General features: G+C 64.4%; 13 protein-coding genes. 7 read left to right on the plus strand and 6 right to left on the minus strand.

Annotation, left to right across the window (positions count from 1 at the left end):
- On the minus strand, nt 1-324 hold a 324-nt coding region (locus tag KBT70_RS17625; protein ID WP_296637272.1), incomplete at its 3' end, for a VOC family protein.
- On the minus strand, nt 321-1,349 hold the full coding sequence (locus tag KBT70_RS17630; protein WP_296637275.1) for an FAD-binding oxidoreductase: 1,029 nt from the start codon (nt 1,347-1,349) through the stop codon (nt 321-323). The genes KBT70_RS17630 and KBT70_RS17625, both read right to left, overlap by 4 nt.
- A 64-nt stretch (nt 1,350-1,413) precedes the next feature.
- Here KBT70_RS17630 and mnmD point away from each other — a divergent pair, with 64 nt between their 5' ends.
- The 4 genes from mnmD (at nt 1,414) to preA (ending at nt 5,753) form a co-directional block, all read left to right on the plus strand.
- A complete protein-coding gene (gene mnmD, locus KBT70_RS17635) occupies nt 1,414-2,091 on the plus strand; it encodes a tRNA (5-methylaminomethyl-2-thiouridine)(34)-methyltransferase MnmD (protein WP_296637278.1) in 678 nt (225 codons plus the stop codon).
- A gap of 10 nt (nt 2,092-2,101) precedes the next feature.
- Entirely contained in the window at nt 2,102-2,968 is an 867-nt protein-coding gene (locus tag KBT70_RS17640; protein ID WP_296637281.1) for a DMT family transporter, read from the plus strand.
- A 148-nt stretch (nt 2,969-3,116) separates the two neighbouring features.
- A complete protein-coding gene (locus KBT70_RS17645) occupies nt 3,117-4,445 on the plus strand; it encodes an NAD(P)-dependent oxidoreductase (RefSeq protein WP_296637284.1) in 1,329 nt (442 codons plus the stop codon).
- Nucleotides 4,446-4,448: 3 nt separating this feature from the next.
- Entirely contained in the window at nt 4,449-5,753 is a 1,305-nt protein-coding gene (gene preA, locus KBT70_RS17650) for an NAD-dependent dihydropyrimidine dehydrogenase subunit PreA (RefSeq protein WP_296637285.1), read from the plus strand.
- A 9-nt stretch (nt 5,754-5,762) separates the two neighbouring features.
- Here preA and KBT70_RS17655 read toward each other — a convergent pair whose 3' ends face one another.
- Both KBT70_RS17655 and KBT70_RS17660 read right to left on the minus strand, forming a co-directional pair.
- The gene (locus tag KBT70_RS17655) at nt 5,763-6,494 is read right to left on the minus strand and encodes a glycosyltransferase family 25 protein (RefSeq protein WP_296637288.1); all 732 of its coding nucleotides are present in this window, start codon (nt 6,492-6,494) and stop codon (nt 5,763-5,765) included.
- A 4-nt stretch (nt 6,495-6,498) separates the two neighbouring features.
- Nucleotides 6,499-7,941: an aldehyde dehydrogenase family protein gene (locus KBT70_RS17660; RefSeq protein WP_296637291.1), complete on the minus strand. Its 1,443-nt coding sequence runs from the start codon at nt 7,939-7,941 to the stop codon at nt 6,499-6,501.
- A 133-nt stretch (nt 7,942-8,074) separates the two neighbouring features.
- On the opposite strand from KBT70_RS17660, the gene KBT70_RS17665 reads away from it, so the two are divergent.
- On the plus strand, nt 8,075-8,728 hold the full coding sequence (locus KBT70_RS17665; protein WP_296637295.1) for a peroxiredoxin: 654 nt from the start codon (nt 8,075-8,077) through the stop codon (nt 8,726-8,728).
- A gap of 63 nt (nt 8,729-8,791) precedes the next feature.
- Here KBT70_RS17665 and KBT70_RS17670 read toward each other — a convergent pair whose 3' ends face one another.
- The gene (locus KBT70_RS17670) at nt 8,792-9,394 is read right to left on the minus strand and encodes a methyltransferase domain-containing protein (protein ID WP_296637297.1); all 603 of its coding nucleotides are present in this window, start codon (nt 9,392-9,394) and stop codon (nt 8,792-8,794) included.
- Between the two features lie 143 nt (nt 9,395-9,537).
- Between KBT70_RS17670 and KBT70_RS17675 the strand changes: the two genes are divergently transcribed.
- A complete protein-coding gene (locus KBT70_RS17675) occupies nt 9,538-10,572 on the plus strand; it encodes a succinylglutamate desuccinylase/aspartoacylase family protein (RefSeq protein WP_296637306.1) in 1,035 nt (344 codons plus the stop codon).
- A gap of 77 nt (nt 10,573-10,649) precedes the next feature.
- On the opposite strand, the gene KBT70_RS17680 is transcribed toward KBT70_RS17675, so the two are convergent.
- Nucleotides 10,650-11,465: an LOG family protein gene (locus KBT70_RS17680; RefSeq protein ID WP_296637300.1), complete on the minus strand. Its 816-nt coding sequence runs from the start codon at nt 11,463-11,465 to the stop codon at nt 10,650-10,652.
- Nucleotides 11,466-11,546: 81 nt separating this feature from the next.
- Here KBT70_RS17680 and KBT70_RS17685 point away from each other — a divergent pair, with 81 nt between their 5' ends.
- Nucleotides 11,547-12,461, plus strand: a complete 915-nt coding sequence (locus tag KBT70_RS17685; protein ID WP_296637303.1) for a threonine/serine dehydratase — start codon at nt 11,547-11,549, stop codon at nt 12,459-12,461.
- The last annotated feature ends 124 nt before the right edge of the window (nt 12,462-12,585 follow it).

Genomic DNA, 12,585 nt, shown 5'->3' on the forward strand with positions numbered 1-12,585 from the left:
GGAGCGGGGCAAGGGGCCCAGCTCGACCGTCACACCAAGGGCCGCGAAATGGTGCTGCCACACCTCGAGCGGTGTCTCGCTGAGGAAACACAGATCGGCGCTGCCGGGTTGGACCTGCGCCGCCTTTGGATCGAATTCAGCCCCGGATTGATGCAGGTTGATCTTCTGCGTGCCGAATTTCAGCGCCCAGCGGGTGCTGCCATCGGCGGGATGAAACGGCTCGGGCGTCATGCCAAACACGTCCCGGTAAAAGGCGCATGTGGCGGGGATGTCGGCCACGGTCAGCACGAGATGGTCGAGTGCTGCAAGTGTTGGCTGGGTCAAAGCGATGCCTCGGGCTTGAAATCATCGGGAATTGTGTCGATGCCGTCGAGCATCAGATCGGCCATGACCTGCGCCACCTTGGGGGCCATGCCGAAGCCGATTTTAAAGCCCCCATTTGCCAGAAATTCGCCCAGTCGAAACGGATGCGCGCCCAGCATCGGCGCGCGTGAGCGCGAGCGGGGGCGCACCCCGGCCCACCGCGCGATCACCGGCGCACCGGCCAGCGCGGGCACCGCCGCCACGGCGCGAGCGATGACATCGTCAAGCTGGGCATCGGTGCTGCTGGGATCGTCATAATAGCGCTCTGAGGTCGAACCTATGGCGGTGGTGCCATCCTCATGCGGCACGATATGCACCTCATTGGCGAAAATCTGTGGTTGGTCGCGGGCGTCATGGGCCAACAGCGCGCCTTGGCCCTTGACCCCATTGCCGACAGTGCGGGTGTGCGCGGCGGTCATTTCTTCCAACCCGGCGATGCCTGTGGCCCAGAGAATGTGGCCCGATGCAGGGCCTTCGGTCACAACCTCGGCACCGCGCGCGTGCAGGGCGGCGACAAGGGCGGCGCAGGCCTGACGCGGGTGGAGGCGCGCGGTCAGCGTGTCGTGGATGATCTGGCCGGTAGCGCTGGGCGGGCACCACGCGCCAGAGGCGGGGAGCACGCGCCACTCGGCCTGACCCTGCCAGAGGGTTGCGGCGTTCTGGGTGCGCTCGTGGGCCAGTGCGAGGGCTGCGGCATCGGCGATGGGTTGCAGGCGGCCAAGGCGGGCATATCCGGGAGAGCGGTTTGAGACCTCGGCCACCTCGGCCCAGAAATCACCGGCCATGAGCAGGCTGTCGAGTTGAAACGCCTTTTTGCTATTCCAAAGCTCGGGCACATGCGGGGCCATAGCGCCGACAATGCCGCCCGAGGCCCCGGCACCGGGACCATGCGGATCAATGACACGCACGCGCGCGCCGCGTTTGGCACAGGCCCAGGCCACCGAGAGGCCAAAGATGCCTGCGCCCATCACCGTGATATCGACCATTGCCAATCCTTTGTTGCCGCGCGATGGTCGCGCGCGTTTCGGCCATGCTTTAGAGGATCATGCCATGCAGGACCAGACCGCAGACCTGATCTGGCGCGACGGCGATGTGCCGGTGTCGGTGCGGTTCGATGATCCGTATTTCAGTCTCGACAATGGCTTGGCGGAAACGCGGCATGTGTTTCTGGGGGGCAATGACCTGCCGGCGCGGTTTCGCGACGGGTTTCACATTGCGGAATTGGGATTTGGCACGGGGCTGAACCTCTTGACCGCGCTCGCGGCATGGCGGGCGGCGGGCGTGACCGGGCGCTTGCACTTTACCAGTTTTGAGGCCTATCCGATGGCCCCCCAAGACATGCGCCGCGCGCAAGCCCGCTTTGCGGAACTGGCGGGGGTCGCGGCGGACCTCGCCCCGCAATGGCAGGGGCAGGCACAGCGGATCAGCCTGCCGGACCTCGAATTCACGCTGGTCGCAGGGGATGCGCGCGAGACGCTAAAGCCTTGGCAGGGCAAGGCGGATGCGTGGTTTCTGGACGGGTTTTCCCCCGCCAAGAACCCCGAGTTGTGGCAGCCCGAATTGATGGCCGAGGTGGCGCGGCACACCGTGCCGGGGGGCACGGCGGCGAGCTATACGGCGGCGGGGTTTGTGCGACGGGGGCTTGAGGCCGCCGGGTTTTGTGTTACGCGGGGTCAGGGATATGGCCGCAAACGGCACATGACCATCGCCAGGAAAGACCACCCGTGAGAGACCGCTCGTGACAGTTCAAAACACCCGCATGGGCATCTGGCTGATGGTGCTGACCACGGTCATCTTTGCGGCGCAGGACGGGATTTCGCGGCATCTGGCCGAGGATTACAACGTGCTGATGGTGGTGATGATCCGGTTCTGGTTCTTTGCCGCCTTTGTGATGGTGATTGCCGCGCGCAAGGCCGGGGGGCTGCGGGCGGCGGCCACCACATCGCAACCCTTGATGCAGGGGTTTCGCGCCGTGCTGCTGGTCGCGGAAATCTGCGTGATGATCTATGGCTTTACCCTTCTGGGCCTGATCGAGGTGCATGCGGTCTTTGCCTGCTATCCGCTCTTGATTGCCGCCCTCTCTGGCCCGGTTCTGGGCGAGCGGGTGGGCTGGCGGCGGTGGGTGGCGATTGCGGTCGGGTTCATCGGCGTTCTGATCATTCTGGAGCCGGGGGTGGGCGTGATCGACCCCAAGGCGATTGTGCCCTTTATCGCGGCGCTGATGTTTGCGCTCTACGGGTTGCTCACCCGCTATGTCGCGCGCAAGGATTCGGCGGCGACGAGTTTCTTTTGGACCGGGACGGTCGGCTCGATTGCCATGACCCTCGCCGGGATCTGGTTCTGGGAGCCGATGACGCCCGATGCCTGGGCATGGATGATCACGCTCTGCATCACCGGGGCGGCGGGGCATTATACGCTGATCAAATGCTACGAGGTGGCAGAGGCGAGCGCGGTGCAGCCCTTTGCCTATCTGCAACTCTTCTTTGTCACGGGCATCGGGATTTTCATCTTTGGCGAAACGATTGAGATGAACGTGGCCGTAGGCGGCGCGCTGGTTGTGGGGGCTGGGCTCTTCACGCTCTGGCGTCAGCGCAAGGTGGGCTAAGGCGGCCAAGGTTTGCTGCAATTTTCATCGGCTTTGCCCTCTGAGGTTCTCAGGGGGTTTCTTTTTCGTCTGCCGTTAAATTTTACCAATTGATAAAATTTCGAATCGTGGAATACTGATCCTCAGCCATCCTTGACCGGAGACAGCCATGAGAGATCGTCAACTCGCCCCCGGCATCGTCGCAGGCCGGCTTGATCCCGCCGCCTTGCAGGGCAATTTCACCGATCTGCATCCCCCCCTTGATGATCACGAGGCGTTGGTGGCGGCGGATCGTTGTTATTTCTGCCACGATGCGCCCTGTATCACCGCCTGTCCCACGTCGATCGACATTCCGCTCTTTATCCGGCAGATCGCCACCGGCACGCCCGAGGCTGCGGCCAAGACGATCCTGAGCCAGAATATCCTTGGTGGCATGTGCGCCCGCGTTTGCCCCACGGAAACGCTGTGTGAAGAGGCCTGTGTGCGCGAGGCAGCCGAGGGGCAGCCGGTGCTTATCGGGCGGTTGCAGCGCTATGCCACGGATACCGTGATGGAACAGGGCGTGCATCCCTTTAGTCGCGCGGCCCCGACAGGGCGGCGCGTGGCGGTGGTGGGCGCCGGGCCTGCGGGGCTGGCCTGTGCGCATCGTCTGGCGATGAAGGGGCATGACGTCACGCTCTATGATGGGCGCGCCAAGCCCGGTGGTCTCAATGAATTCGGCATTGCCGCCTACAAGAGCACCGACAGTTTCGCCGCGCGCGAGGTCGCGTGGCTGATGCAGATCGGCGGGATCACTCTGGCCACCGGGCAGCGTCTGGGGCGGGAAATCACGCTGGCAGAGTTACAGGAAGATCACGATGCGGTCTTTCTGGGCATCGGGCTGGGCGGGGTCAATGCGCTGGGTCTGAGCGGCGAGGACCGCGAGGGGATGCGCGATGCGGTGGATTTCATCGCGGACCTGCGGCAGGCCAAGGATCTGGCGCAACTGCCCGTCGGGCGCGATGTGGTGGTGATCGGGGGCGGCATGACGGCGGTCGATGCGGCCGTGCAGGCCAAACTCTTGGGCGCGCTCAATGTCACGCTGGTTTACCGGCGCGGGCGCGACCGGATGAATGCCAGCCGCTATGAACAGGATCTTGCGGCCTCCAAGGGGGTGCGGATCGTGACCAATGCCACGCCCATCGCGGTGCATGGCAATGGGGCCGTGCGCGAGGTCGAGTTTGAGTATAGCGGCGACGATCTGAAGCCCACGGGCGAGAGGTTTCGCCTAGCTGCCGATCAGGTGTTCAAGGCGATTGGTCAGACGCTTGAGGGGGCCGATCTGCCGGCGCTCGACGGGCGCAAGATCGCCGTCACCGGGGCCGGGCGCACGTCATTGCCCGGTGTCTGGGCCGGGGGCGATTGCGCGGCGGGGGGTGATGACCTGACCGTGACGGCGGTGGCCCAAGGGCGCGACGCCGCCGAAGACATCCACGCAACCCTGATGGCGGAGGGCTGAGCCATGGCGGATCTGACAACCACTTTCATCGGCATCACATCGCCCAACCCGTTCTGGCTGGCCTCGGCCCCGCCGACGGACAAGGAATATAACGTCCGCCGCGCGTTCGAGGCCGGGTGGGGCGGTGTCGTGTGGAAGACCTTGGGCGAGGCGGGACCGCCCGTGGTCAATGTGAACGGGCCGCGCTATGGCGCGATCTATGGGGCGGATCGGCGTTTGCTGGGCCTCAACAATATCGAGTTGATCACGGATCGCCCGCTGGAGGTGAACCTAGAGGAGATGCGCCGCGTCAAGCGCGACTGGCCGGACCGCGCGCTGATTGCGAGCCTCATGGTGCCGGTCAATGAGGACGCCTGGCGCGAGATATTGCACCGGGTCGAGGATACCGGCTGTGACGGGGTCGAGCTGAATTTCGGCTGTCCGCATGGCATGAGCGAGCGCGGCATGGGCAGCGCTGTGGGGCAGGTGCCGGAATATGTGGGGCAGGTCGCCTATTGGTGCAAGAAGCATTCAAACCTGCCGGTGATCGTGAAATTGACACCCAATATCACCGATATCCGCAAGCCCGCGCAGGCCGCCAAGGAGGGCGGCGCCGATGCCGTGAGCCTGATCAACACGATCAATTCGATCACGAGCGTCGATCTCGATCTCTTTGCGCCTGAGCCCACGATTGACGGGCAGGGCGCGCATGGCGGTTATTGCGGGCCTGCGGTGAAACCCATCGCGCTCAACATGGTGGCCGAGATTGCGCGCGATCTGGCCACGGCGGGCCTGCCGATCAGCGGTATTGGCGGTGTCACCACATGGCGCGATGCGGCGGAGTTCATGGCGCTGGGCGCCGGTAATGTGCAGGTCTGCACGGCGGCGATGACCTATGGGTTCAAGATCGTGCAGGAAATGATCTCGGGCCTGTCGCAATATATGGATGACAAGGGGTTCACGTCGGTGGACCAACTGGTCGGGCGCGCCGTGCCGAATGTGGTCAATTGGAAGGATCTCAACCTCAATTACGTGACCAAGGCCAAGATCAATCAGGATGACTGCATCAAATGCGGGCGCTGCTATGCCGCCTGCGAGGATACCAGCCATCAGGCGATTGCGATGTCCGAGGATCGGGTCTTTACCGTCAAGGATGACGAGTGCGTCGCCTGTAACCTCTGCGTCAATGTCTGCCCGATCGAGGGCTGTATCACGATGGAGCGGATGGCGGCGGGTATGGTCGATCCGCGCACCGGCGAGGTGGTGCGGGAGGAGTATGCCAACTGGACAACGCATCCCAATAATCCGGGGCGATGTGCGGCGGAATAGGCGGGGAGATCAGATCAATCCGCCTGTGACCGGCGCGCGGCTATGGCGCGCAGCGCGGCGGAGTGCGCGGCGGTAGAGGTAGCGCGCCCAAAGCTGCGTGAGGGGCGCGCGCTCTGATCCGGCCTGCGTTTGGGCGATGCAGGACACGCCCGAGGGATGAATCGCGCCCGCGCGCAGTCCGGTGTGCCAATGGCTCTGGATCAGGGCATCGACCGGGCGGTCAAAGCTCTCGGTCAGGTGCAAGAGGTGGATCGCCGCGTCGCGCCCGATCATCTGCACCGGGCACGGTGGCGCGCTGACCACAGGCAGGCTGAGCACAGAGCCGCCATTGGTGTCGATCAGCCGGGCGGGACCGCCCATCGCCTGCGTTTGAAACCGGATACAGCCCAGATCGTCGATATGGTCGCGGGCAAGCGCGAGGGCGTTTGAAAACACCGCCGGATCAAGCGCTGCGTCCTGCTCGACAATCAGCCCAAAATCGAGGTCGCGGCGCACGATCTCGGCCCAGATCTGGCGATGGCTGAGAAAGCGGGCAATCTCGGGCGTGGTGAGGGGGAAGGGGTAGGCGGGGGCGAAAAGCCCTGCGCCGACCGTGGCCGAGAGCGCAGCGGAGGAGAGGGCTGTGCCTTCGACCGCGGGCCAGAGGTCGCCCTCCAGCCCGCAAGTGTTGAGAATATGGCGCGCCCGCTCGCGCTGCGTGGCGTCACGCGCGCCGTGCAGGGCAAAGGCGCGCCCGGTCACGCGGTCAGGCGCCGGGGGTCCAGCCCGAGACGGATTTGACCTCGAGGAAATCCTCGATGCCCCATTTGCCGCCTTCGCGCCCGTGGCCCGATTGTTTCATGCCGCCAAAGGGCGAGCCAGCGCCGCGCGATTGGCCGTTCATTTCCACCATGCCCGAGCGCAGGGCGCGCGCCAGCCGGTTTGCCCGTGCCGGATCGCCGGTCTGGACATAGTTGGTGAGGCCATAGGGCGTGTCATTGGCGATACGGATACCGTCCTCTTCGGTGTCGAAGGGGATGATCGACAGGACCGGGCCAAAGATTTCCTCGCGCGCGATGGTCATCTCGTTGGTGACATCGGCAAAGACAGTGGGTTTCACGTAAAAGCCCCGGTTGAGCCCGTCAGGCCGCCCGGTGCCGCCTGCGACAAGCCGCGCGCCCTCGTCGATGCCCTTTTGGATGAGGTCCTGAATTTTGTTGAACTGCACCTCGTTGACCACCGGGCCGATATGGCGACCGGCCTCGCTTGCGGGGCCGACGGGGATGGCATTTGCGGTTTCGGCGGCGATTTCAACGGCTTGGTCGTAAATCTCGCGCTGCACCAGCATCCGGGTGGGCGCGTTGCAGGATTGGCCGGTGTTGTTCATGCAGCGGATCACGCCGCGCTTGACCGCCTTGTCATCGGCATCGGCAAAGATCAGGTTGGCCCCCTTGCCGCCCAACTCGAGGCTCACGCGCTTGAGCGTGTCGGCGGCGGATTTGGAGATGATGCGCCCGGCGCGCGAAGAGCCGGTAAAGCTGATCATGTCCACATCGGGATGCGCGGTCAGTTGGCTGCCGACGCCCACACCATCGCCGTTGACGAGGTTGAAGACGCCCTTGGGCAGGCCTGCGGCATCGACGATTTCGGCAAAGATCACGGCGTTGAGCGGCGATTCCTCGGACGGTTTCAGGATCATGGTGCATCCGGCGACAAGACCCGCGATGACCTTGAGCGTGACCTGATTCATCGGCCAGTTCCAGGGCGTGATCATGCCGACAACGCCCACGGCCTCGTGGATGATGCGGTCATTCGGGGCGTGATCGCCCAGCGGTTCATCAAAGGCGAAATCGCGCGCGGCGGTGATGAAATTGGCGATATGCCAGCTTCCGGCACCCACTTGTTGTTCGCGCGCCATGTCGATGGGCGCACCCATTTCGAGGCTGATGGCCTGTGCCATATCCTCGGCGCGATCCTTGTAAACTTCTAGGATCTTCTCTGCGTAGGCGATGCGCGTCGCGGCGGGCGTCGCCATCCACGCCGGAAAGGCCGACTTGGCGGCGGCGACGGCGGCGTCGGTATCGGCCTGACCGCCCAAAGAGATCACCGCGCAGGGCTCTTCGGTCGAGGGATTGATGACCTTGTGATCTTTTGCCGCGAGGGGATTGACCCAAGCGCCATTGATGTAGAACTGACGTTTCTCGATCATGGTATTGACCTCCAGTGATTTGGCGGCACTCTGTCAGGGGTGATGCCGACCTGCAAGGTTGGAAACCAGCGGGGCGCGGTAATTTGATCAAATTGCCGCCGACGACTGAAACAACACGAGAAAGGATGCTGCTATGGGCCTTCGAATCAATGATGTAATCCCCGATTTGACGGTGGAAACCGATTTGGGCACGATTTCCCTGCACGAGTGGATCGGGGATAGTTGGGCGATTCTGTTTTCTCACCCCAAGGATTTTACCCCTGTCTGCACCACCGAGTTTGGCGCTGTGGCGCGGTTGGCAGAGGAATGGGAAAAGCGGGGCTGCAAGGTGATCGGCGTCTCGGTGGATGGGGTCGAGGACCATCGCAAGTGGAAGGGCGATATCGAGAAGGTGGGCGGAAGCGCCGCACGGTTCCCGATCATTGCCGATGACGGGCTGGTTGTGTCCAAGGCGTTCGACATGCTGCCCGCCGAGGCCTATCTGCCCGATGGGCGCACGCCCAACCACAGCGCCACGGTGCGCTCGGTCTTTATCATCGGGCCGGACAAGCAGTTAAAGCTGAGCATGACCTATCCGATGACGGTGGGGCGCAATTTCGCGGAAGTTCTGCGCGCGCTCGATGCGCTCCAAACCACGTCGCGCAATGGCGTGGCGACACCGGCGGATTGGACTGTGGGGCAGGACGTCATCATCCCGGCCAGCCTGAGCGATGCCGAAGCAGAGGCCAAGTTCGGCAGCTTTGAGAAGGTGTTGCCCTATCTGCGCAAGACCAGTCTGAAGGGGTAGGTTTGGTTTGACGGAGGCTTAGCCCCAAGTCCCCCGCGCGGCTCGTCACTTGGGATGAAACTCTCACCCCAGCCGCTGAAACACCGACATCTGGCTTGCCCCGCCCAAGGCGGGGTGGGTTTCGCCGATGTCGTGGCGGGTGACGGTGTAGCCATGACGCGCGGCTACGCCCTCGGCCCAGCCTTTGAAGCGGGCGCGGTCCCATTCGAAATGATGCCCCGGATGGCGAAAGCGGTGGGCGGGCACGCCCAGCACCGGGTTGAACTCTGCGTTGGGCGTGGTCACGATCACATGGCCGGGGCGCATATCGGCAAAGAGCGCGCGTTCCAGCCGATTGAGATCGGCAAGGGGCAGATGTTCGATGGTTTCCACGAGGCAAGCGCAGTCATAGCCGCGCAGGTTGGCATGTGCGGCGGTCATGGATGCCTGCGCCAGTTGCACCTTGGCCCGCGCCTCGGAGGGCAGGTCCGCGAGCCGTGCCTGTGCGTCGCGCAGCGAGGCCAGATCAATGTCGATCCCGGTCAAACGGGTGAGGCCGGGCAAGAGCGCCAGACGCAAGAGCAGATCGCCCGCGCCGCAGCCCAGATCAAGGAGCGTGCGCGCGCCCGTGTCGGTCACGGCGGCGAAGACGGCCCGGAGGCGTGCGTCATGCAGGGCGGTGGTCATGTGCGGCCTCTCGGGTTGGCGGCGTTGCAGAGCGCTGTGCCATGCCCCACAGCCAAAGACCAGAGCCGCGCGCGTCTGCAAGCCCCATGGACAGTCCTGACCAAATTGCCATAGCGTTCGGCAACGGACAGAGCGAGGATGCCATGGCGCGGCGCAAACCCTTTGAGATCGGCGGAGTTTCTGTAGAGGCGGGCACGCGGACGCGGGTGGATATTCCCGTGAGCACCTTGTCCAATCACACGCCGGTCAATCTCTCGGTCGAGGTGATCCATGGGCGGCGGGCGGGGCCGATTTTGTTTGTCTCGGCGGCGATTCATGGCGATGAGGTGATCGGGGTCGAGATCATGCGCCGATTGCTCAAGGCGGCACCGCTCACGTCGATTGCGGGGACTCTGATGGCGGTGCCCATCGTCAACACCTTTGGGTTTCTCAATCACACGCGCTATTTGCCGGACCGGCGAGATCTCAACCGGGTATTTCCGGGGGTGAGCGAAGGCTCGATGGCGTCGCAACTGGCGCATATCTTCATGGATCACGTGGTGCGGCGGGCGGATGTGGGGATTGATCTTCATTCGGCGGCCATTCACCGCACCAACCTGCCGCAAATCCGTCTGACACCGGGCAACACGCGGCTGGAAGAGCTGGGCCGTGCCTTTGGCGCGCCGGTGATGATGGACTCAAAGCTGCGTGACGGCTCCTTGCGGATGGCTGCCGAGCAGGCGGGGGTGGACGTGCTGCTCTATGAGGGGGGCGAGGGGCTCCGGTTTGATGAGTTCGCGGCGCGTGCAGGCGTCAGCGGTATCCTGCGGGTGATGCAGCATCTGGGCATGATCGGGGCCAAGGGTGTGCCGCGCGCGCGCGGTGTGCCAATCCGCGCTGCGCGCTCGCGCTGGTATCGCGCGCCGCGCGGCGGGCTATTTCGGGGCTATCTGCCTGTGGGTGCGGCGGTGCAGCCGGGGACGGTGCTGGGGGCGGTGGCCAATGCCTTTGGCGATATCGAGACCGAGGTGGTGGCCGATGTGACCGGGATCATCATCGGGCGCACCAACCTGCCGGTGGTCTATGAGGGCGACGCGCTCTGCCATGTGGCAGAGACACCGCGCGCCGAGGCGGCGGCGGGGGGGATCAGCGCCCATCTCGAGGCGGCGGCGCTGTTTGACGAGGACGAGATCATCTGAGGGGCACCGCTGCATGCTGGGGCGGTGGCGGATTTGAGTATTTGAACCAAGAAGAAGCGCAAGGGCGGATTGGTCTCTCAGCTTTGGGGCCAGTCATTGATGATCTGCATTGCCTCATCGGCGGTTTCGACGAATTGGAAGAGGTCGAGATCCTCGGCGCTGATCGTGCCGGCCTCGGAGAGCGCCTCCCAATTGATGATGCGCTGCCAGAAGGCGGCGCCAAAGAGCAGGAAAGGCACGCGCTTCATCCGGTCGGTCTGAATGAGGGTCAGCGCCTCGAACATCTCATCGAGCGTGCCAAAACCGCCGGGAAAGACGCAGATGGCGCGGGCGCGCATCAAGAAATGCATCTTGCGGATGGCGAAATAGTGAAAGTTGAAGCACAGGCCGGGGGTGACATATTCATTTGGGGCCTGCTCATGCGGCAGCACGATGTTGAGGCCGATCGAGGCCCCGCCCGCATCCGCAGCACCACGATTGCCCGCCTCCATCACCCCCGGACCGCCGCCCGTAGCGATGACATACTCGCGCCCGTCGCTGGTGAGGGATTTTTCGGTCATCAGGCGCGCGAATTTGCGGGCCTCGTCATAGTAGCACGAGAGGTCACCAAGCGTCTTGGTGCGCGCCGTGTCCTTTTGCGAGGGTTCGGGAATGCGCGCGCCGCCAAAGAGAACGACGGTGCTCTGGATGCCGTGTTCGTTCAGGGCCATTTCGGGCTTTAGCAGTTCGAGTTGCAGGCGCACGGGGCGCAATTCATCGCGGCACATGAAATCGGGATCGGCAAAGGCCAGACGATAGGCGGGGGCCCGTGTCTGGGGCGTGTCCGGCACCTGTTCGGCGGTGGAGCGGTCGGAACCGGCATCGCGGAACTGGCTGAGGCGGTCGTCTTTCATTGCGGGCGATCCTTGCTTTCGGTCTTTGGGATCAGGAGTATAGGGTTTGACCCATCAAGAAAAGGCAAAGAGGTGTGAGCGATGGCATGGCAGGAGCGGATTTCCGAGGCGGGGGCGCGCATTGAGGCGCATGTGCGGCGCACACCGGTGATGCAGGTCGAGGTTGGGGGCGTGCCCATCGCGCTCAAGCTCGAGCAGATGCAGCACACCGGCAGTTTCAAGGCGCGCGGCGCGTTCAATACACTCTTGCAGGCGGCGGTGCCGGAGGCGGGGATTGTCGCCGCCTCCGGCGGCAATCACGGCGCGGCGGTGGCCTATGCCGCGGCGCGGCTTGGCCACCGCGCGCGGATCTACGTGCCCGAGATCGCAGGCCCCGCCAAAATCGCGCTCATCCGCGCCCAAGGGGCCGATTTGCAGGTGGTGCCGGGGGCCTATGCCGAAGCGGCGGCGCGTGCCGCCGAATGGCGCGTGGCGACCGGGGCGATCGAGGTGCATCCCTATAACGCCGAGACGACCGTGGCGGGGCAGGGCACGGTGATGTCGGAATGGGAGGAGCAGGGATTAAGCGCCGATACGGTGTTGATTGCCGTGGGCGGCGGCGGGTTGATTGCCGGGGCGCTGGGTTGGCTTGAAGGGCGTCGCCGGGTGGTGGCGGTCGAGCCGGAGACCTCTTGCGCGCTTCATTCAGCGCTTGCGGCGGGGTCGCCGGTGGATGTCGAGGTGTCTGGCGTGGCGGCCAATGCGCTGGGCGCGCGGCGGATTGGAGGCCTGTGCTATGGTCTGGCCGAGGCGCAGGGCGTGGCCAGTGTGCTCGTGAGTGACGCGGCAATTCTTGAGGCGCAGGCGCTTTTGTGGCGGGAGTTGCGGCTATTGGTGGAACCGGCGGGGGCCACGGCGCTGGCGGCGCTTTTGTCCGGGGCTTATCGGCCTGCGGCGGGGGAACGGGTGGCGGTTCTGATCTGTGGTGGCAATATCGCGCCTGACCCGCTGGCATAACCGGGAACGATCACGGCGCGCGACCCGGACAAGAGCGCCATGGCGGGCCGGTCCGCAAGTGCCACTGCGGCCAGCGTCATCAGGACACTGGCCGCCGCAATCACGATTTCAAGCGTGCCGCGCA

The sequence above is a fragment of the Roseovarius sp. genome (genome assembly GCF_018066915.1).
GTDB lineage: Bacteria > Pseudomonadota > Alphaproteobacteria > Rhodobacterales > Rhodobacteraceae > Roseovarius.